Source organism: Selenomonas sp. AE3005, assembly GCF_000686945.1.
In the GTDB taxonomy this organism is placed as follows: domain Bacteria; phylum Bacillota; class Negativicutes; order Selenomonadales; family Selenomonadaceae; genus Selenomonas_A.
Genome location: NZ_JMME01000020.1, coordinates 15,598 through 35,418 on the forward strand (window position 1 = coordinate 15,598; position 19,821 = coordinate 35,418).

Below are 19,821 nucleotides of genomic sequence, written 5' to 3' on the forward strand. Positions count from 1 at the left end.
TCCCCTCTTTAATCAGGCATTTTGTCTGCATAGTTTACATTTTGCCATTTACGTTGGCGGTCTTTATTGAGCTTGTAATGTTCCGTCATGGCCATATCTCTTGTCTCTTGGTCAATCTTGCCTTTACTAAACAGGTCGTTTACTGTTTCCTGCAACTTAACCAAAGCGTCGCCATCCTTAGCTCTCTCTTTTCCGTAAGCAACGTCTTCTCTTGCTTGGCTTATCAGATTCTTTATCGTCTGAATGTTTTGGCTCTGCTCTTTAGATAAGCCTGTACCTTTACCACTTGCCTTGCCACCGTTAATAAGTGGTGCAAGTGCAGGATTGTCAAGCAAGAACTGACGCTGTTTATCAGCCTCTAAGCCACTATAATACAACTTCATTTCCGTTATGGTTTTCTGCACGTCGCCTTGATTCTTCTGTAACTGCAACTGGAAGTTAAACTTGTCATTGTTCAAATCCCGGTTCCACTCAAACTGATGCTGACCGAAGTCAAGTTTCTGACCATAGAGCTTATCCTGTACTTCCATGTTCTTATCAAACTTCCACTGTTGCATGGGGTTTGCATAATACTGGTCATAGAGTGCAACACTCTGCGGATTCTGACCATACAGGAGGTTTGCAATCTGCGCACCAAAGCGATTCATTTCGCCTTGGTCATTGACTCCATAACGTGCAAAAGCATTGCCAAGTGTACGGCGATATTTGCCCTCGTATGCCTCTAATGCACCAAGGGCACTTTCTTCAGCCCGTCCACGAGACATTCCGTTTGCCATATTCTGCTGAATCTGCTGTTGGTAATATTCCTGCGGTGTCAGCATGTTAGCAACGTCAGCCACACCCTTAGCATAGTCGGCCTGTAACATTGCCTTATACGCCTCTGTGCTGTCGTTTGCTCCTAACCGGGAAAGGTCTACACCGTACTTGCCTGCTGCATTACGCAACGCCTCTGCTCCGGCATGTGCCTGTGCCATACCTGCGGTATCACCTGCTGCCTGAGCTGCGTCATAGTTCATTTTAAACTGCGCAATCTGAGAGGCAAGTGCCCTGCCTGCATCGTCAAGCGGTGTAAGCACACCTGCAGCCTTTGCAGCTAGGCCGTTGTTGTTAGGCATTGCTACGGGCTGAGGTGCCGTCTGCTGTACTGCTACAGGATTTGCCTCCTGTGTTGCAACCATCTGAGGTGCTGCCTGCGCCTGCATAACCTGTGCGGCTGCCTGTTTTGCCCATTCAGAGTTAGGGTCAACACCGGCATTGAAGTCTGCTAATTGAAAGTTAGGCATTTACTGCACCTCCCACGGATATTTCTTATTTAACCAGTCTGTATCTGCTAGTTGATAGTTTTGCGCACTACTAAACGGGGATGTTGATGCACCAACGCTTTTAGCAAAGTTTGCAAAGTTTGCCGGGTTCACATTGCTATCCATCATAGCCTTGTTGGGGTCAGTTACAACCTGCCCGTTAATGGTCTGCTGTGTAAAGGGGATTCCTGCCTGATACGTCATTTCTGCCGGTGCCTGCGGATTGACACCATTGACAGTAAGATTATCCGGCATAGGTCTAGCTGTAATAGATGCAGGATTTTGTACTACGTCCACCAAGCTAAATGCTGGTTGATTATGATTTAATACCCACTGCGCATTCTTATCCCCTGCTGCCGCCGCCATTTGCACCGGGTCTTTAGCGGTAGCCATGCTCAGCGAAAAATCATACTGCCCGTTGTTGCCGTTGGCATTATTATTACTGTTGTTACCTTTGCCACCACCGAACCATTTATCCCAATTGTTAGCAAGCAATGCACCTAAGCCAAAACCTATAGCGGTTTGGTCGTTCATACGACTAGCAACAGCTGCCGCTTGAAACATATCCCTCATTTTCTTTTCTCTTGCGGCCTCTCGCTCATTTCTCTTTTCTTCCGCTAACGACGTATATCCACCGCCCATAATCTGTTGACGTGCCATTACCTACCACCTCCACTAACTGTACTAATAGCTGCGTTCATAATCGCGTTTCGTGCGCCTTCATTTGCCATCGTCTGCCTATATGCCTGCATAGCGTTTTGTAAGCCCTGTTGTTCTGCCGCCTTTGCAGCTAAGCCCCAATTAACCGCATCTTGCCCGGCAGCAATCTGCGCCCCCTGTCTTGCAATGGCACTTTGTAATTCAGTCTGATTCTTTTGCAAGGCTGTACGAGCGTTATTCATATTCGCCTGCTCATTATCTAAACTTGTTTTCCATGTTTTATACGCAGGGTTGTTTATTAGGTTTAGCTGTTCGAATCTATCGTAATCGCGCTCGTTACCGTATGCATACTGCTGTGGCTGAGCAGAGAGCAATTCACTATATTTCTTTTGTGCGGCGTTAAATGCATTCTGCGCTTGGTTCACACTATTTCGTATGTTGTTCACACTATTTCGTATGTTATTGATATTATCGTTGCTCATTGCCACAATACTGGGAGTAGTTGCTGCCTGTCCAAAAACGCCCCTTGTTTCCGGGAAAGCATAATTAGGGGATGCATTTTGGTAAGCAAGTAGAGTTTCATAAAAGCCTGCCATCAGTTGCCGCCTCCCCATATCGAACCATCGCCACCCATAGCCACAAAGCCATCAGCAATGTAATTATTATCATCACTTGTCTTGAAGTCGTATACCTTTCGTTCCCCACTGTAGACAAGACTCCTTACCTTGCCAACACGTTTCAGCTCAGTACCAATCTTCAAATCACCGGCAAGAATATATTCGCCGTCCGGTTTCATTAACGGCTGACTGAGCGTCGTGCTGGTATGGCCGTTTTCGCAGATAATGTTATATACATCGTTATAATGCGGTTTCATTACTTCGATAACAGTAACTTTAGAGCCGTCATCGCTAAGGACTTCATCGCCCTCATGAATATGTTTAATATCCTTTTCCGTACCGTCAGCCATAGAAATCTTAGTACCGGCAGGGAAACAGAACAATGCCCCACCAAGGCCAGAGCCAATACCACCAAGAAGTCCGGAGAAGAATCCTCCACCACCACCGCTCATGGTCTGAGTAGAAGTAGTAGTTCCTTTTCCGGAGGCTGCATTTAATGCCCCCAAACTTGCACCGTTTAAGCCAAGAGAAGAACTCCACAAACTCTGTGCCGGGGAAATTGCTGCCTCCTGAGCGGCCGCCGCTGTTGCAATAGGCTGAGCAGCACTGTTAATAAGATTGCTATACAATCCGCTGTTCTGCGAATTGTTATTTTGAGTATTTTCAAATTGCTGTTGTGCATACTGTGCCTGCTGACCAAGCGCACTACCAAGGGTATCACTTTGTCTGCCGAGCAAGTCTGCTGACTGGTTAATATTCTGTTGGTATTGCTGAGCTACAGTATTGGCCGCATTACGTTCAATATCATTCAGAGCACTAGACGTTACGGAAGAATTGAGTACCCCTCTATTTCCAAGACTACTGATAGTCTTGCCCATAGTATTGTCAAGTGCAGACTTAATGCTGTTTTCCATAGCTGCCTGATAAGCACTAGGGATATTTCCTGCTGCAAGGTTGCCATAGTTTTGAGCTGTTAATCCGGCAAGCGTTCCTGTCTGATTGCTGATATTTCCTAGCGCATTATTTGCCGCTGCGTTGGACGCATTGTTACTGCCTGCCAACGCAGCCATATTGCCCATAGCATTGTTAATCTGATTCTGAGCATTTTTATTTATGGTGTTATAGTCTACCTGAACCGTGCCCAAAGAGTCTTTCAGCAGGTTCATAGCGTAGTTATTCAGTTCCAGCGCATTAGGTGACACAGCCTCTGAATAATCGGCGGCCTGCTTCTGTAAACGTATCTCTTCGGCTGTAGGCGTATAGGACTGTACATTAGTTGTTGAGCTACCACCTTTGCCACCGCCAAAGAGCTGTAAATCCATTATAAATTTCATGTTATCACCGTCCTATATCTCCCACGTCACACCGTAGGCGACCTTACCATCTTCATAAACAAAAGCCGGGGAAGCTCTTAACCACTTCCCCGTACTTTTATGTGTCGCTAAATATTGCTTATTTCCATCCGGCAAGTTTATAACCTCTGTGAGTTTATACCCAAAAAGTCTGATATACGCTAATATCTGCGACCGGATATTAACTGTACCACCACGGGTAATCCCAATTTGACGTGCTACTTCTTCAATATGCCTCAGCCAATAACGAGCATCACCGCACACCTGCCCAATAAAAACCATACCATCATCAAAGACTACTTCACAAAATCCTTTGTCTTCATCAAACATTAGCATTTTGTGCTCATCCCTTTTAAATGGGTCTTGTGGATTTTTGCTGTTATAAACATTTACCCACTCATCAAAACTCATAAGTCTGCCACCTCCACAGCAATATGCTTAGGATAAAAAGGCACTTGACTGGTCAGCTCCACTTCCAACTTGGGTGTAGAATGATTGCACCGCACCTTGCGTCGAGAATTGGCTGGCATGGTTACATGCATATTGTCTACTCGCAAATCAACATTTCCTGCTTGGCTTGCTGTCATATCTGTATCCAAACTTCGAGCGATAATCTCATCGTTGCTAATCGTATCTTTCATCCGCATGACAAAATCTATCGGCTCCCCGTTGTCGCTAAGGCTTTCTTCTGACAGCTCATAAAGACTATTCCCTGATGCCACTACAACCTTATCTAATGTCTCCACAATATCCACTATCGGCATTGCAAACTTTAGTGTAGTGGCTGCTCCCACCGCATAATTATATGCGATAAGATATTTCCAATCTGCCGTAGGTCTTATTAGTAATAACTTCCTCCGGCGCAAGTGGAATAGCTTAGGCTCATACTGTGAAGTTCTCACCAAGATATTAAACTTTTCGCCTATATCCTGAGTGGCAATATTACCGTAGTCCATTGTTGTATGCAACGACTTCAATCCACTACGGGATACAAATATTACATCATTGCCTACCGGTATAGCAGCCTGCCTGCCTACAGCATCCGTTTCTGTAGCAATTCGATAAATCGCCCATGAGGAAATATCCGCATCACCTGTAAGCTGATAAATCATGCCGTTGTTTTTTATTATCATCAAGTCTGATGCCAACGGTGCCACAGCTATAATGTCGCCACTATCGCCATAGCCAACATCAACCCACTGACTTGTTGATTCATCGTTATCATCAGAAGTCCATACTGTGCCATCACCAACAGCAGAATATGTTATACGGTCAAGCCCTGTTTGTGACACACACAAACGTGAGAACCGTTGAAATACAATATCGCAGACAGGACTTGTCATAACAGTTGATATGCTATCTGTTGTAGCAAAATCGTAATACTGTAGCTTATCTCCACTTGCTATCCATACCTTATCCTGAAACTTAGCACAAACAGGAGCGGCATTGCCGGTAAGCCTACCAATAAGCTCTGCTGATTCCATCGACACCACACGATATATACTGCCGGAATTGGCAAATACTAATAATGTATTAGTGTCAATATCGTAATACGTGGACTTGACTTCCTCTCCTACGTTTACTATTGGCGCAGAAATTCCACCACGTGGGGACAGGCTGCGTTGATTTGTTATAAACCATAGATTCTGACAGCTCTGCATTTCATTCATCGCAATCATATCACCGGCAGACATTACATTTATTCCACCGGAAAAATCATTGAAGTTTAACTGCATAGCCTCATGCTTTGCCCGTCTGCGCATAATGCCACCTCTTAACTCAAAGAACCTGCCACAACGTTAAGTACCGCATGAGTACCCGTTGCCCGTGCGTAAACCGTACCACTGCCCGTATAGGAAACAGGCTTACCGCCTTCAACGACAAATCCGCTATCTTTATCCGGCGTAGATTCACCCGTTGAAATCTCCACGCTGTAACCCGGCTGTACATAAAAAATACCGCCTGTTTCTGTCAGGGCGGTAAAATCATTGTTCAGTTTGTACTGCATTTACGTCTTCCCCTTTCTTTTCATCTCCTAGCCCTAATGCAATCGTAAAGCATGGGTGCTCATTACTTTCCTCTCTAGGGCATTTCATACAGTCTGTTTTTCTACAGTAATCTATAATCATTCGTTCAATTTCTCTACTCTGTTTTTCATTGTCCATTTTCAATCACCTCTTGACCGTGTGTATTGTCCTGCGTCGGCGGTACATACTTGACGCACTTGGGATTATTGCATACCCACTTAGGCTGTTCGACTGTACCATCATTGCGCATAGGTTTTCTGCACCGTATGCACTTCTTGCTGACAATTGCCATGTTATTCACCCTCCGCTTCTTCTTCGATTTTGCGGTACTCCTCGTCATACCACTTGTCAAGTGCGGTCATTTCCTGTTTCACGATTTCCTGCGCGTCCGTGTCTCCGTGAATAAGAGCGTCGGTGTACTCGTTTACAAGTTCCTGTTTCTGCGCCGTGTAGTCTGCGTCAAGCTGTGCAATTTTTTCGTCCGTTGTCGGTTTGGGAATATTGTTCTCGCAGACTTCGTAATAAAGCCCTTTGTCCTCGATATGTGCATTGTTAGCATTACACCAAATGGCGGTATCGGTGTAATGTGCCATATCGTCAGCGTTGTTTTTGTAGAGTTTTTTGCCTATCATGTTATCCCTCCTTGTGACTACGCACCCATGCCACAAGCCATCCAATCAAAACCACGATATGAGTCTGGCGCGGCATAATTCGTGTCAGAATAGCTGAATCCTGTTGTTGTTTTTGAGACAAAAACACTAGGATAATAATCATAGTAACTGCTACGATTTTGACCGATTGTAATTGTATGTTTGTTGGATTTAAACGGTTTAAGATAGGTAATTGTTCCAGTCTCCGGGTAGGTTGTCGAGGCAGTACGTTCCCTCAAGCCACCTTGCTCGACCCAACCATCGCTATAGACTCTATACCAATCACCTGTGTTAGCGTTATAGTAACTGGCGGTCAAATAGCCCTTTCCGACAGTAGCTTTGATAGCTTTTTGTGTCATTGTTCCATCGGTATTATCGCCAACACTTGTATATAATTTTGTGATTCCTGAATATGATGCGGTGCCAGTGCTATATGTAGTATTCGTAGTTGGTGGGGTATAACCCAATGCGCTTGTTACATTCGTTTTTGACAGCGAAATTGTACCACTGCTATTTGTGATGTTCGAACCAGTTTTTACACCGCCTAATGTAGAACTAGAAGCGGTTGGTAGAGAATAGGCATTTGCACCTGCGGCTATGCCGTCTAATTTTTTCTTATCAGCAGCTGACATAAGCCCTGCTGCCGATTGTGTTGCGTTACTTTTCCCCGTAACTCCACTCCATGCCACACTATTAGCAGTGGCAGCTGTTGCTGCATTACCAGTGATATCTATAGGGGCTGTGCCTGTGAGCTTTGTTGCGTCTAACGATGTAACAGGAATAGAAATGTTACCACTTCCGTCAAAGACTGTTGGCGTTCCCGTTGCCCCTCCGGTAATTGCAATGGTTACAGCATCCGCTAACGCCTCCGCTAAGCCATCTTCTTCCCATGTCTGCTGCTCAACATCCTTTAGCGTATACGTCTTTTTTAAGTCTGTCCGGTAACATTTCATCCCTTCAAATAAGTTTGAAGTAGGAAACTCAGTACCGGAATTATTAGACATCAATGTTTTTATGTTATCGTTAATAGTTGTTCGGCTAGCACTAACGTAGTCCTGAGCATTTATTTCTTTGTAATTCTGCATACTTTCACCTTCTTAATATCCTACTGAGTTCCAAGTAACACGCCCTTGGGCACGTGTACCATCACCCTTTATAAGTTCCACCGTGAAATAGAATCCGTCATCATCACTAGAAATAGCACCTATCCTTGGCGTTATAGTACCATCACCCGTATTACCACCTTGCAAAGTAACACTCACTTCCGGCTTAGTATAGTAATGCTTATTAAAGTAAACCTTTGTAGCTGCGCTAGTGTCCGTTATATCAACCGTTCCTCGGTCAATAGTATCATCAATATCTACATTGACAACGGCATCATAGATGGCCGGCTGACTTCCCATACTGCCTGCTTTTACTAATAATCGTACCAAGGCTTTTTCGTATTCGTATTCGCCCACGACATACGGTATAAACGGCTCATATCCACTAGGCTGCTTTATCATCTTTAGGAAGTCGTCTAGTTCAATACTGTCATCATAGATACCAACATCAGCAATCACGCCCTGGCAAGCCCTTAGAAAAGCATCCATCAACTTAAATGATTCTTCTTGATAGTCGCCATAAGTTGATGAAAACCTCTCTAAAACATTTATAGCCTCACTGATGGTACGTTTTACTTTAGACTTATGCGTATGCATATCGGCCATATTTAACACTTCGCTTATCGCTTTTATATTGTCATGCGAAACATCCTCTGCAATGGTCAAATACTCACTGCTTATCTTGCCGGGTGTCTGCGTGAATGTTTCATCCAACCACACAAGTTCATTGTGTTGTCTGAATGCTGCAAACTTATGCAGGAACAATTCTGACATAACAAGCAATTCGCTTACAGGTTTAGACAGGTTGGCACTACGCTTTTCAGTTATAACAAGGCTTTCTTTGTTATTTTTATTGACGATGAATGTTACCCCATCATTAAACTGTAGATTTTCAACAAAGTGCATAAGATAACGTATATTATCCCAATACGTTTCACTTAGCAAAACGATTTCTGAGAGCTTAGCAACAACATTTGTCGTTACCACATCGCCTATTCCAATGATAGTGTTATGGCACTTGCTAATGTTATTAGTTCTGCTATCAGCAACATTTACTGTTTCTGTAGTAGTTGATTCATGGTCATAAATACCGAACCGGTCAAAAAAGGCACCACTTTGTGGAGCCTCCCAACTAAACTCCGAATCCCCCCAAGTGTAATATGCACGCAGCGTTGACTGAGAAGTCGTAGCCATGCCAACCACCTCACATTACGAAAGTGTAAACTGGAAGTGAGACTCGTATGTATCGTCAGCACCTTTATTGATAACAGCAAAGGTTACACGGTCAAGGAAAATACCATTAGTTGCCGCATTACAAATGCCGGCCTCTGTGATTGCTCCCGTTGCCTCTCCTGCAGCAAACATCGTAGTGAAGGTAAAAACCTTAGTGCCAGCCGTATGAGCATACGTAGCCGCCTTACGAGCCAACTCCGTAACAAGTCCTGTCTGCGTCGCGTCCGTTTCTGTTGTGCCAGTACCTACAGCGGTATAAGCCATAACATCCGGTCTTGTCGTACCATTGCCAATCGCATCCGCTACAAAATCAAAGCCCACATTTAGAATCAGATTATCTTTTCTGCGAACCTCAACACTTCCGTCCGGATGCCGAAGAATACCGGTAAAAGAGCCGTGCAACTTCAGCCCTTCACCTTTGCCATTTTTATTAACCAAGCGTTCTAAAATATCTTTTACTTTCATCATTATCACCTCATAACGCCGGAGAACAATATAGCTCCGTAAAAACACCCACAGGCACAACGTCTAACCGTCCATGCCAATACTTGTTATAGCCGAAGGAATGAACAAACAACTCTCTTACGTTGTCAGATTGACTTATCGCAAAGGTAATCCAATCACGTTCCTTAACACTCACTGGCAATATAATATCTTTGCCATCGCTACCACGTAAGACAAACGCACCAACAGTTGAATCGTATGACAATACTAAACTTCCACCAGTGCCCTTAAAGGTCATGATTAGACAATCTTCCATTACTTGATTCATTGTCAAGTTAAAGCAGATTGTAAACCGCCTTGGGATAGTCACCTCATAAGACAACTTTGTTAAGTCACTTATAAATAGTCCTTCATGCCATCTTCCGGAACGGAAGTCATCAACATGACGGGACACCGCAGCTGTTGTTCCCTTTGCGCCATCTACATCATTGTCCATGCTAAACACTTCTACAATGTTGTCTTGGTCAGCACCAGTAAACCGTGCTATCTCATGAGTTACCTGTACACCATTCAAGTCGCCTAAAACGCCGTTCCATGTTGTTATAGCAGCCTCGTTGCTATCCCACGGCCATGTTAAATCCTCCCATACAAGGTTACTGTCTGTTTCACCAATTACCTTGTAATCAAACCAGTTCCTTGCCCTGTACCTCTGAGGTAACTCCACCGGTATAATATATTCGCCATGTAAGGCATCTGTGTCCAGTTTTATTTCCTGATTGAATGCATCATAGTATAGATTGATTTTATTTCCTGCATATCCTGTAGCAAGTTGGCTTAGAGAGATAATCACATTCTTGTGTATATCTTCAAAGTTCTCTAAAACTACATAGGCTGCATTTTCACTGTAATTATTATGTTCGTCTACAGCTTTTATCATCATGTAATATTTACCCACATTAGGATAAATATACCGATGCTTATTAACCGATGTTTCAAAGATGGTCATTGCCGTATCCCAATTAGGGGTAACGCCAACTTTTACTACATAACGTACTGCATGAATAGGTACTGCATCCCAATAGAAGAACAACTGTGAACCATTGCGCTCTACGATAAAGTTTTCCACATCAGGAAGTATGCAATAAATAGTTTCGCTTTCACCTTCGCCAAACTGGTCATAATAGGCTACTCGTATTTTCTTTATTACATCCGTCCCGGTATAGAGGAAAAGGTTATCCGGGGATACAAAACGTTGCTCATTGACATATACATTTGCACCTATACAGTCTGAAGGAATAGCCAAAAAGGAAATCAACGTACCCTGTTGGTCTTTGGTGAGTGCTAAATCCGCAGGGGTTACAGGCCTTGCTTTTGTATAGCGAATTTCTGTGCCATTACTAACCTTGCCGTCCTTAGTAACAGCGAACAGATAAACTTGCCCAACATAGGTTAATGGCAGCTTGTCAGACTGATTGTCCCGTGTACGTTCCAACAATCCGCTATTGCTGCCAACGTTGGTGTTTGACCTTACCTCATAATAAGCTAGGCTTTCCACTTCATAGATATGATTCCATGATAGGTGTCCACCAAGGCGGTCAAATATTAACCGGAAGTTTTTTGGTGCTGCAATCTTACCCTTGTCAGCACTATCTATTTCCTCTGCAGTAAAGCCGTTGGCAAGATTAACTTCTCTTGCGGTTTCCGTTAAGAACTGCCGCAGGATAGTCATTAAATATCTACCATCGCCTTTTACAACTGTAGGCAGGTCAGGGGCGAACAGTATTTTTGCTTTTGATTCCTCTGCCATACCCTCACCACCTTATCCGGCCATACCGGTTGCAATTGCCTGCCTCAGCTCATCAATAATAGCCTTGTCCTGTGACACATCATACTCATTCTGATTAAGCGCAATGAGCGTGGCCACCTTTACGGCAATATCATTTATCTCCTCATGCACAAAGGGCATATCCTCTGTGGTATTGTCCATTGGTTCCTTGGTAGCAAAGTACCTAACCTTCAAGTCCTCCATATCTTCATCTAGGAACTCAATCAATTGCCCCGTTAGTTTTATGGGATACGTACCGGCCGGACGAACAAAATCAACCGGCAAATACTCTAGGTTATGTACTGTTACCTGTTTAAGCATCTGAGGTGAACCGCCTGCAATCAGCTGATAACACACCTGCTGAATAGCGGTATTAAGAAACCCTATGCATTCTTCTGTGGTATATTCATCTGAAATATCATGAGTAGCTGTTTTCAGCCTAGCTACCGCATCTTCGACCTTCATACCATCACCTCACAATGAGAACGGCATTTTCTGCCGTGAATTAGCGTACCTGCGCCTTGGCATTATACGCTCGACGGCTGTATTAACAGCCTGCGTCATGGTGTCTACGTCTGCATTATTTAACACAAGACGTGTAAGTTTAACTACCGGGTCAAGACAAATCTCCGGCAGGTCTATCTTGTCTTCTTTAAAATCCTTTACAGGGGGAATTACACGATAATAGCAAAGCTGAAAAGCCTTGCCCTTAATATAAATCTTGTCACCCATGATGATGTACTTACCGTAACCATCATCACTTCTGACCTCAAAAAGCGAACTAGCAGGATGTAAATGATAGCCGTCGCTAGTTCTCTGAACGTCTACCAGTGATATATAATCTTCAGGCAAAGCAACGCCTGTCTCCGCAAAGTCAACAAGGTCTTTAGGGATGTACTCCTCGTCCTCTGCATTTTCTTCATTCTCTGCAGTAATCTGCGCATTGATAAGGTTTTGGTCATACACTTCTATTTTCTGAAGGTACTCATTTCCCTTATTTGCAAGACTGATATTCAGATAGCGCAAGGTTTCATTTACTGCGCCCTGTATATCATAGTCGCTATATTTTGCCTCACTATTGTCTTGCTCTTTTTGGCGCACTAACCGCAGCACCCTTAATGCCTCCATTTATGCACCACTCCAATACTTGGCACCACGAATCACCGCAAACTCAGGATGTACCTTAAAGAATTTCAGCACGTACTTTTGGTATTCGTGCTTATCTCCGGCATGGGCTGCCTCTTTAGCCATCTTTAACCACGGGTCAAAGTTCCAATACTCAGGAGGGATATACCCTAGAGGAACAATGTTTTTACCCCTTGCCCCGGTTTCAGAAACCTCTCTTGCCTTGGCTATAGCCTGTGATACATCAATGGTATTGCGTAAGACTGTTTTGCCGTCTTCTTCTATAAGCTCCTGATTGAGAAGCATAACAACCTCCAATCGAAATAAAAAAGCCACCCTTACCTAAAAGAGTGGCCTTCTTATTCCCTGCGGCCATTAGGCCATTTTGATATTGACGATAGAGCCGGATGCTTTCGGCTGCGTGCCCTGCAAACCCATGCAGGATGCCAGCACAAACTCATCATAGGAACCCTTTTTCGGCAGGTTCGTGACTTCATGCGGACGGGTAAAGTATTTGATTTCCCACAGGGACATATCAAGCATATCAATGCGGTCATTGGCATACTGACGATGTACCTTGGCCGTGATAGTACCAAAGTCAGAGATATAAGTATCCGTAACGTTGGTAACGGTCTTGTCCTTCTGGTCACGGCGTTTCGTTGCCTGACCGGTGATGATTTTGGAGAAACGACGCTTGTTACGGCCGGACATAACCGCAAGAGTCGGATTACCACCGCGCTTGTAGCACATTTCCATTACGTCGTTGATTTGGTCTTCGGTGTATTCAGCGTTTTCAGCATCAATGATGTTGTTCTTCAGCATATTGATGGTGCCGCTGCCTGCCGTCCCCAAAGCGATGTGCTTAGCAAGGTCAGCCTGCGTAGCATCAGCCTGGTCAGCCGTGATAGCCGTTTCCATAGACGGATACAGTTCAAAGGTCGTATCGGACAGCTTGCGGATGTAATACTCTACACCTGCGCTAATGCCGGTCGGCAGCGTTGCACTGCCTTCACCCAAGAAGTACACAAAGTCACCCGTAAGCAGGCCGTGTGCGCTTGCAGAGGTTACAACGTCCGTGGTTGCGTTGAAGGTAACAGCAACGGATTCTTCCTGCATGAAGAACGGTACACCACCCATCAGAGCCGGAACACCGCCGCTTTCAAGACGGGATACCTTATTGGTGGTCAGTGCGTATTCAAGGTCACGAGCATGCTGTTCAAAAGCAAGCTGTTTCTGACGCTTGAACTCATCACCATTAGCATACCACTTGGCCGTTTTCTGCTGTGCCTCAGATACCTTACCGGAAGTCAGGAAGAACTGGCAGGTATTCTCACGGCGTTCCGTGGAACCAACCTTTGCCGTTACGTAGTCTTCCATTTCCAAGTGTGCATTCTGACGGGGCGGTTTCAGGTTTTCAGTGAACCAGCTAAAACGCAGCTGCGTTGCGTCCTTGCCCTGTGCGAACTCAGACAGGAAAAAGTTATGCTCCGGGTCAATGTTGGTAATGATGTCGGAGTAGTCATCTTTGAGGCCGACTGCCTCATAGGTCACAGACTGTGACGTGGAAGTTTCTTTCAAAGAAGCCATGTTTTTCACCTCGTTTAAAATCTAAAAACAAAATATATAAAGTCAGTTGCGCAACTGAAATTATTAAATGTGATTCATAAAGAACTCACGCCGCTGACGTGGATTCATGCCGCGCATTGCGGTCCAATCTACCCTTTCTTCCGGCGTGTTGCTGGCCTGCCCTGTATGCTCCACATTAGGAACAGCAGGCTTTACAGGCTTAGGCGTAGTGCCTACACCCGTCTGCTTAGCGTAGAATACCTTCTTGCATTCCTGATAATACTCATTGAGTACATCCTTATCACTCGGCAGGAGTCTTGCCCCCGGCTGACCGGAGAACACCTGAACCGCACGATTAAGCACGGGAACAATTTTCGTTGCCTTTTCATACGGCATTGACTGCCAATAGGAACCCATCAGCTGGTCAATCTCATTGAAATGCGGCTCATTCTTCTGATACTCCATAACGCCGTTACGGATAAGCTCTACTTCCTGCCGTGTAGACTGTTCTTCAGCCACAGCACGCGCCTGCTGCTCAGCTACTGCCTGTCCGATAAGCTGCATATTCTGCTGTACTGCGGTATTAAATACTGCGTACTTCTGCTTATCTTCCGGGTTATCAGAATACTGCATATCAGCCAAAGCCTGCTCATTGGCAATACCAAGGTCGTGGAATGCCTTTTCCCTTGCGTATTTTTCCATCTGCTGATAGGCAGCCACCATATTGGCACTGTTATCTACAGGTGCTGCAGGCTGTGCCGGTGCCTGTGGCTGTGCCATCTGCTGCATAGCCGCCTGCTGACGTAACTGCGCGTTCTCCTGCTGAGTCTTGATGGATGTATAATACCCTTCAAGCTCAGGCGGTACACGGCTTTCATCCACCCTGCCCATAGCAAAGTCTTTGAACAGCTCGTCTGCATTATAAGCATTAGGTGTGACCTGCGCCGGTTCAGCAGGTTCATCCTGCTTAGGCTGAATCTCATCACCATCCAAGAACTCCATGCGCCCCGTATCCGGGTTTCTACGCAATGCAAACTCCGGTGCAGGTGTTTCCTCTACCTGTTGTGGTGCAGGCTCTCCCTGTGGCTCTGAGGAAGTCTCAGGGGCATTTACGGATGTATCTGTGCCCGTATCCCCTTCCTCACCTTCAGCAAAGAGCTGTAGGTCAATCTTAAATTCCTTCACATTTATTCCCTCCTATTGTCTTCATGCACTTTACGTGTCGCACGGTTCTTGTCATTGATAATATTGGCTATCCGTGTCATTAGGTTTTGTACTTCCTTATACCGGGCTTGTACGCTTGGCAGCTCATTAGGCATGGCTTTTTCAAGAGAGTCAAGTATATCTTTTTTTTCACTCTGAAAGAACGCCTTGCCAACCTTATCCATCCATTCCTCGCATAACTGCCCTAAACGGATTTCCTTTTCTCGTTTCAGCTTTTCTTCCTGTGTCACCGGTTATACCCCCAACTTCTTGCCCGTGCCTGTTCCAACTGGAAGTCACGCAACACAGAATCGTTAGCAGCCACACTATCCGGTGTAGTCTGAATACCAATAGCAGCCAAAGCCTGTACCTTGGCATCCACCGGCAACTCATTCCACTTAGCAGAAAGGTTAGTAGCCAGCTTAGTGTTGATATCCTTCTCTTTAAGCTGCAACTGCGCCTGTACAAGAGCCTCCTGTTTCTGCTGCTCCATTTGTGCCGCCTGCTGCTGTTGTGCCTGCATTTGCTGGAACTCCGGTGAATTGGGGTCTAACAGGTACTTGGTGGTGGTTCTTATGCCCAAGTCCTCCAACAAGTCCTTGACGATGGAATACCAACTCTGAGGAGTTACAATGCCCACGTTCTGCAAGACAGGATACAACTGCTGAATCATCATCAGTTTATACTGTATCCCTGCCTCCTTAGTTCCGGCACCCTGTCCAACGTTGACCACCAAATCATAGTCGATATTGAGCTGGTCACGCCGTACCACAATGTTTTGGTTAAGCAAGCGGATAACCTGCCCATCGTCAACAAACTTCTGACACAAGAGCACAAGGAACTTAATAATGGGAATCCATGCTGTCTCTGCCAGGATACGAGCGATAAGTTTAATTTTCTTATCGGCAGCACCCATAATGGCACTAATACCCGTTGCGGTCATATTAAGGCTCTTAGAATCCAAGCCCTGATTGTACCGTGTTGAACCTGACTGGCTCTCCAATTCGTTCTGAACGTACTGGATAAGTGTCATTGCGCTTGGGTCTGTAGGAATCGGTGGCGAGAACATAACGGCCTCAGCAGGGTTTTTCCCATCACGGATAGGCACATATTCGTCACCGTCCATAAGCGCGTCCATATCCACCACAGAATCATTGACGAACTTCTGACCACGGTTGTTTTTCGCCGTGTTAATGACAATCTGACGTACCAACGCCGTCTTTAAATCCTGCAACTGCTCCCATGCATCGGCAAAGCCTTCCTCATTGAACACCGCATAAGGTTCATACTCCGGTGAGAACACAAAGAACGGCGGTATTTCAAAGGTGTTCTTCTGTACCTTCAAGAGTGTATCACCAACAACATGTACGATAATCTTTTCATACACGCCATCGTTGTTGTAATCCACCTTCAGATACGCCTCATACAGCTCGTATTCCTTGGAGGCCGTATCGCCGTCAGAGAGCTTATTACTTACATCCTCAATGCGTTTATCATGCTTTATGTCAAGCGTGGTGTAGGAAGGTTTTCCCTCGGCCTTCTCCAACGCCTCATCCACATTCTGATAGACATGTTCAAGCTCCTTGCGTTTCAGATAGTCACCCCGGACAATCTTACGATGTGCAACAAACTTCGCATCGTGAATATCCCTTTCCTCATGCGTAAACCGCAATTCAGAAGGATTCATATTCTCTAAGATAGGCGTATTCGATTTAACATGGATAATGTCAAAGTCTACAAGCAGATAATCACCGGCAGCATCAACAGGCTTAATATTCTTTATCTCAATCCTGCCGTTCTCCTGCTCTAACAAGAGTATCTGCATGGTTCGAGCGTCTGCCATAACCTGCATAGGCTGCCGTTCTTCTTCCCGGTTCCAATACACCTTAGCCACGGCAAAGTTAGTAACAAGCCCGTCCTTGGCAAAGGTATACAAGAACGTGAAGAAGTTATTCTTCTTGGTCACAAAGTAGTCAATGAGCTGCTGCAATAACTTAGCGTTATCATCATCCTCAATCGACTGCCCTTGAATCTCCACAGGTGACTCAGTACCATTGAACACCTCTATAAGATTAGGCAATATCCAATCAACTGTTGTCTTGATATCCTTAGATACCCAATTATTCAATTCAGAAAGCGCAGGGAACTTTTTCTTGTACAAATTCTTATCTGCCTTGTACAGCTCCATACGCTTTATAATTTTAGGCTCTACCTCAGTTTTATAATAGTTATTCGCAACGTCCTTGCCCTGCTTAAACGCCCGAAGTATCTTATCCTTTTCCTCTTTACTCAGAGTGTCCAGTGATACCTCATCCGGCTCAATCTGACGTTCGCTGTCCGTCTCCTGTATGCCGGTATTTAAACCTACCGACTGAGGTGCCTCCTGTGTAATGTCGTCCACTATCTCACCTCCTTATCCTCCATACTCCTAGCTAATCCACCACGTTTTAACATCACCATAATCCGAGCAGTTGTTTCAAGCCTTCTATGCCATAATACATGTTCCCGTGATTCTTCATCAGCAGGCTCGAAATCATGCCACATTAAATGTAGAAGTTCATGGACTAAAGCCTTCTCCATATCTTGATTGAATAAGTCATTATCCCAATCAATCGGGTCAAGTATCCGCACAATACCTTGGGCACTCGACTCGTTGTAAGTAATGTCGGCCTGATTATCTTCTTCGCCAAACTCACTACGCCGAACAATTTTTAGCACAATATCCCATTCGGTTAAGCATAACCGGCCTTGCCACTCAAAGAGCAAAGCCTCCAATTCTTCAATGGTGAGTAAATTTTGTTCTACTCGCATTATCCATCATCCTCAACCTTTTCATAGGTTTTAGCGAATATATCAGGTTTGCAAGGATATTGTTCACCATGCACCCCAGTAATAATCCAATCTCCGGGATTTGCTTTATGAATCCCCTCTAACGTTTCGATGTACATAACTTTGTCAGTTTGGTAAGCCTCGATAACCACAGGTTTTTTACGGAATTTCATTTGTTTGTACCTCCTGTATAGGGAACCCCTACAAGCACGTCCACATTTATGGTGTCCCCCACCTACAGGGTACCCACCTTCTTGAATTTTCCTGCACGCCTTGCCCTGCGATATCTTACGTTGCTGCTTACCCTCACGGGGAATGCAAAGGTCAACGCTAGCGCATCTGCAAGGTTAGGCGACGCAAGTCCTCGTTTCTTCATGTCGTCCTTAGACTCTAGCTGAATCCTGCCACGCTTGTTGATGAACGCCTCCGGTCTTGTCAGCTCATCCGCTAACTTCTCGCTATTGAGTGCGCCACCTTCCTGTAACCACTTCTTCAGCTCTCCCCACATTTCAGCACGCTTGTTCGCATACTCCTTGCCGTCAGCCTTCTCCGCAAAGTTGACCAATCGCCAGTTCTCACGTCCCATGTCTTTGCCTACACTGTATATCCCCGTGCCGTATCCCATGTCGATGAATACCGCACTTGCTGATAAGTCGTCCTGTAGCTGCGCTATCTTGCGCCCTACTGCCATGTCGTTATCGTTACGGGGTATTTCTGCTAAGACCTTTGAATAGAGTCCCTGACGCATGACAATTGCTAAGGTGTCCCCACCCGTCCAGGCAGGGTCAACACCCAAAATTATAGGTGCGTGCCTATATTCTCGTGCCTCTAAACGCCTGTCACTTGCAAGCTCTACCAACTCACGGCTGATTAACTGATTCTCCTCTGCAGCAGGAAACATGCCTCTCACATGTACCTTAAAGAAGTCGCTTTCCTCACCGTACACATCTTCCCATTGCGCTATCTGTTTCTTATTGGATATCGCAACGGTACGGCTATCAACCTGCCACGTGCTCCATATCTCACGTTCAGTATTGAAACAGTCGAAGAACTTGCCTGTGTTTCGTGTCGGATTCCCAAAAGCACACCACAGGATTTCCGTGTTTGCGTCTGTTACAGCACCCTCAGTCACTCGCCATATCTCATCATAGATAGCTGATGCCTCATCAAACACAATGAGTATGCGGTTCCCTTGGTTATGTAAACCTGCGAACGCTTCAGGGTTCTCCTTTGACCACGGTATGCAGTCGATACGCCAAGTCTTATCATGACCTGGCTGCGTGCTGAATATAGAAGTAGCGGTGTACTTGAACAAATCCCTGCCGATAAAGAGCCGATACCACTTGGCAAGCTCCGGCCACGTCTTTGTCCTTAGCTGTGATTCAGTATTGGCAGTAACCACACCTCTTGTGTCTGCATGTGTAGATATCGCCCATAGGTTTATCCATGCCACTAGACAGGATTTGCCGATACCATTCCCGGAACCGACGGCCTCACGTGTTACTGTCTCTATGTCAGCTATGTTATTGCCTATGTCCTTCAGCACGTTTATTTGCCATTCATCAGGGGAACGCCCTTCAAGCTCTCCTTCTCCCCACGGAAAGGCAGCATATACGAATCCTAATGGGTCATGCACATATTGGCCTAAGAATGCTGCTACTTCTGCCTTCTGTGAATCGCTTAACATCGTCCCTCATTCCTTCATGTCCACTCTAGGCAATACAATCCTTTAGTCAGATAAAGTAAAACCCCGTATTTTTTGGCACTTTCCTAAAATCTGTCCACTGTATGCAGTACATTTACGGGTATTTCCGGCGCAAAACCATCAAAATAACACCTTATGGGAAGGATTCAACCTTCATCACAAGGTGTGACTTGCAGTTTTT

The 19,821-nt window shown here is 45.2% G+C and carries 23 protein-coding genes; all 23 read right to left on the reverse strand.

The genetic code is table 11. From position 1 onward, the window contains the following. Window positions 1-8 precede the first annotated feature (8 nt). A complete protein-coding gene (locus DL94_RS0111185) occupies window positions 9-1,283 on the reverse strand; it encodes a hypothetical protein (RefSeq protein ID WP_028130225.1) in 1,275 nt (424 codons plus the stop codon). After that, the gene (locus tag DL94_RS0111190) at window positions 1,284-1,961 is read right to left on the reverse strand and encodes a hypothetical protein (protein WP_028130226.1); all 678 of its coding nucleotides are present in this window, start codon (window positions 1,959-1,961) and stop codon (window positions 1,284-1,286) included. Beyond that, on the reverse strand, window positions 1,961-2,557 hold the full coding sequence (locus tag DL94_RS0111195) for a hypothetical protein (protein ID WP_028130227.1): 597 nt from the start codon (window positions 2,555-2,557) through the stop codon (window positions 1,961-1,963). The genes DL94_RS0111190 and DL94_RS0111195 overlap by 1 nt, the downstream gene beginning before the upstream one ends. Then, window positions 2,557-3,912, reverse strand: a complete 1,356-nt coding sequence (locus DL94_RS0111200; protein ID WP_028130228.1) for a Hint domain-containing protein — start codon at window positions 3,910-3,912, stop codon at window positions 2,557-2,559. Before DL94_RS0111200 ends, DL94_RS0111195 begins: the two co-directional genes overlap by 1 nt. A gap of 12 nt (window positions 3,913-3,924) precedes the next feature. Continuing rightward, on the reverse strand, window positions 3,925-4,341 hold the full coding sequence (locus DL94_RS0111205; protein WP_028130229.1) for a hypothetical protein: 417 nt from the start codon (window positions 4,339-4,341) through the stop codon (window positions 3,925-3,927). Beyond that, entirely contained in the window at window positions 4,338-5,693 is a 1,356-nt protein-coding gene (locus DL94_RS0111210; RefSeq protein ID WP_028130230.1) for a hypothetical protein, read from the reverse strand. The genes DL94_RS0111205 and DL94_RS0111210 overlap by 4 nt, the downstream gene beginning before the upstream one ends. A gap of 11 nt (window positions 5,694-5,704) precedes the next feature. Beyond that, window positions 5,705-5,938: a hypothetical protein gene (locus DL94_RS0111215; protein WP_028130231.1), complete on the reverse strand. Its 234-nt coding sequence runs from the start codon at window positions 5,936-5,938 to the stop codon at window positions 5,705-5,707. After that, window positions 5,916-6,095, reverse strand: coding sequence for a hypothetical protein (locus tag DL94_RS0111220; RefSeq protein ID WP_028130232.1), 180 nt, complete (start codon window positions 6,093-6,095; stop codon window positions 5,916-5,918). Before DL94_RS0111220 ends, DL94_RS0111215 begins: the two co-directional genes overlap by 23 nt. A 155-nt stretch (window positions 6,096-6,250) precedes the next feature. Then, window positions 6,251-6,589 carry a hypothetical protein gene (locus tag DL94_RS15385; protein WP_028130233.1) on the reverse strand — a complete coding sequence of 113 codons (339 nt, stop codon included), beginning with the start codon at window positions 6,587-6,589 and terminating at the stop codon, window positions 6,251-6,253. A gap of 17 nt (window positions 6,590-6,606) precedes the next feature. Further along, window positions 6,607-7,692, reverse strand: coding sequence for a head fiber protein (locus tag DL94_RS15390; RefSeq protein ID WP_028130234.1), 1,086 nt, complete (start codon window positions 7,690-7,692; stop codon window positions 6,607-6,609). A 12-nt stretch (window positions 7,693-7,704) separates the two neighbouring features. Continuing rightward, the gene (locus DL94_RS0111235; RefSeq protein WP_028130235.1) at window positions 7,705-8,904 is read right to left on the reverse strand and encodes a hypothetical protein; all 1,200 of its coding nucleotides are present in this window, start codon (window positions 8,902-8,904) and stop codon (window positions 7,705-7,707) included. Between the two features lie 15 nt (window positions 8,905-8,919). Next, window positions 8,920-9,411 carry a hypothetical protein gene (locus tag DL94_RS0111240; RefSeq protein WP_197020747.1) on the reverse strand — a complete coding sequence of 164 codons (492 nt, stop codon included), beginning with the start codon at window positions 9,409-9,411 and terminating at the stop codon, window positions 8,920-8,922. A gap of 7 nt (window positions 9,412-9,418) precedes the next feature. Further along, the gene (locus DL94_RS0111245; protein WP_028130237.1) at window positions 9,419-11,194 is read right to left on the reverse strand and encodes a hypothetical protein; all 1,776 of its coding nucleotides are present in this window, start codon (window positions 11,192-11,194) and stop codon (window positions 9,419-9,421) included. A 12-nt stretch (window positions 11,195-11,206) separates the two neighbouring features. Beyond that, window positions 11,207-11,677, reverse strand: coding sequence for a hypothetical protein (locus DL94_RS0111250; protein ID WP_028130238.1), 471 nt, complete (start codon window positions 11,675-11,677; stop codon window positions 11,207-11,209). Between the two features lie 9 nt (window positions 11,678-11,686). Beyond that, the gene (locus tag DL94_RS0111255; RefSeq protein ID WP_028130239.1) at window positions 11,687-12,340 is read right to left on the reverse strand and encodes a hypothetical protein; all 654 of its coding nucleotides are present in this window, start codon (window positions 12,338-12,340) and stop codon (window positions 11,687-11,689) included. Beyond that, complete coding sequence (locus DL94_RS0111260; RefSeq protein WP_028130240.1) at window positions 12,341-12,643, reverse strand: hypothetical protein; 303 nt, start codon at window positions 12,641-12,643, stop codon at window positions 12,341-12,343. Between the two features lie 69 nt (window positions 12,644-12,712). Further along, on the reverse strand, window positions 12,713-13,924 hold the full coding sequence (locus DL94_RS0111265) for an SU10 major capsid protein (RefSeq protein ID WP_028130241.1): 1,212 nt from the start codon (window positions 13,922-13,924) through the stop codon (window positions 12,713-12,715). Between the two features lie 63 nt (window positions 13,925-13,987). Beyond that, a complete protein-coding gene (locus DL94_RS0111270; RefSeq protein ID WP_028130242.1) occupies window positions 13,988-15,088 on the reverse strand; it encodes a hypothetical protein in 1,101 nt (366 codons plus the stop codon). Window positions 15,089-15,090: 2 nt separating this feature from the next. Continuing rightward, on the reverse strand, window positions 15,091-15,357 hold the full coding sequence (locus DL94_RS0111275; RefSeq protein WP_028130243.1) for a hypothetical protein: 267 nt from the start codon (window positions 15,355-15,357) through the stop codon (window positions 15,091-15,093). Then, entirely contained in the window at window positions 15,354-17,507 is a 2,154-nt protein-coding gene (locus DL94_RS0111280) for a portal protein (RefSeq protein WP_028130244.1), read from the reverse strand. The genes DL94_RS0111275 and DL94_RS0111280 overlap by 4 nt, the downstream gene beginning before the upstream one ends. Beyond that, entirely contained in the window at window positions 17,507-17,917 is a 411-nt protein-coding gene (locus DL94_RS0111285) for a hypothetical protein (protein WP_028130245.1), read from the reverse strand. Before DL94_RS0111285 ends, DL94_RS0111280 begins: the two co-directional genes overlap by 1 nt. Then, on the reverse strand, window positions 17,917-18,108 hold the full coding sequence (locus DL94_RS0111290; protein ID WP_028130246.1) for a hypothetical protein: 192 nt from the start codon (window positions 18,106-18,108) through the stop codon (window positions 17,917-17,919). The genes DL94_RS0111285 and DL94_RS0111290 overlap by 1 nt, the downstream gene beginning before the upstream one ends. Window positions 18,109-18,170: 62 nt before the next feature. Further along, entirely contained in the window at window positions 18,171-19,622 is a 1,452-nt protein-coding gene (locus DL94_RS0111295) for a hypothetical protein (RefSeq protein WP_028130247.1), read from the reverse strand. Between the last annotated feature and the right edge of the window lie 199 nt (window positions 19,623-19,821).

Coding starts and splice junctions, on each gene's coding strand:
- DL94_RS0111185 (WP_028130225.1), bottom strand. CDS start 1,283: ATGCCTAACTTTCAATTAGCAGACTTCAATGCCGGTGTTGACCCTAAC.
- DL94_RS0111190 (WP_028130226.1), bottom strand. CDS start 1,961: ATGGCACGTCAACAGATTATGGGCGGTGGATATACGTCGTTAGCGGAA.
- DL94_RS0111195 (WP_028130227.1), bottom strand. CDS start 2,557: ATGGCAGGCTTTTATGAAACTCTACTTGCTTACCAAAATGCATCCCCT.
- DL94_RS0111200 (WP_028130228.1), bottom strand. CDS start 3,912: ATGAAATTTATAATGGATTTACAGCTCTTTGGCGGTGGCAAAGGTGGT.
- DL94_RS0111205 (WP_028130229.1), bottom strand. CDS start 4,341: ATGAGTTTTGATGAGTGGGTAAATGTTTATAACAGCAAAAATCCACAA.
- DL94_RS0111210 (WP_028130230.1), bottom strand. CDS start 5,693: ATGCGCAGACGGGCAAAGCATGAGGCTATGCAGTTAAACTTCAATGAT.
- DL94_RS0111215 (WP_028130231.1), bottom strand. CDS start 5,938: ATGCAGTACAAACTGAACAATGATTTTACCGCCCTGACAGAAACAGGC.
- DL94_RS0111220 (WP_028130232.1), bottom strand. CDS start 6,095: ATGGACAATGAAAAACAGAGTAGAGAAATTGAACGAATGATTATAGAT.
- DL94_RS15385 (WP_028130233.1), bottom strand. CDS start 6,589: ATGATAGGCAAAAAACTCTACAAAAACAACGCTGACGATATGGCACAT.
- DL94_RS15390 (WP_028130234.1), bottom strand. CDS start 7,692: ATGCAGAATTACAAAGAAATAAATGCTCAGGACTACGTTAGTGCTAGC.
- DL94_RS0111235 (WP_028130235.1), bottom strand. CDS start 8,904: ATGGCTACGACTTCTCAGTCAACGCTGCGTGCATATTACACTTGGGGG.
- DL94_RS0111240 (WP_197020747.1), bottom strand. CDS start 9,411: ATGATGAAAGTAAAAGATATTTTAGAACGCTTGGTTAATAAAAATGGC.
- DL94_RS0111245 (WP_028130237.1), bottom strand. CDS start 11,194: ATGGCAGAGGAATCAAAAGCAAAAATACTGTTCGCCCCTGACCTGCCT.
- DL94_RS0111250 (WP_028130238.1), bottom strand. CDS start 11,677: ATGAAGGTCGAAGATGCGGTAGCTAGGCTGAAAACAGCTACTCATGAT.
- DL94_RS0111255 (WP_028130239.1), bottom strand. CDS start 12,340: ATGGAGGCATTAAGGGTGCTGCGGTTAGTGCGCCAAAAAGAGCAAGAC.
- DL94_RS0111260 (WP_028130240.1), bottom strand. CDS start 12,643: ATGCTTCTCAATCAGGAGCTTATAGAAGAAGACGGCAAAACAGTCTTA.
- DL94_RS0111265 (WP_028130241.1), bottom strand. CDS start 13,924: ATGGCTTCTTTGAAAGAAACTTCCACGTCACAGTCTGTGACCTATGAG.
- DL94_RS0111285 (WP_028130245.1), bottom strand. CDS start 17,917: ATGCGAGTAGAACAAAATTTACTCACCATTGAAGAATTGGAGGCTTTG.
- DL94_RS0111290 (WP_028130246.1), bottom strand. CDS start 18,108: ATGAAATTCCGTAAAAAACCTGTGGTTATCGAGGCTTACCAAACTGAC.
- DL94_RS0111295 (WP_028130247.1), bottom strand. CDS start 19,622: ATGTTAAGCGATTCACAGAAGGCAGAAGTAGCAGCATTCTTAGGCCAA.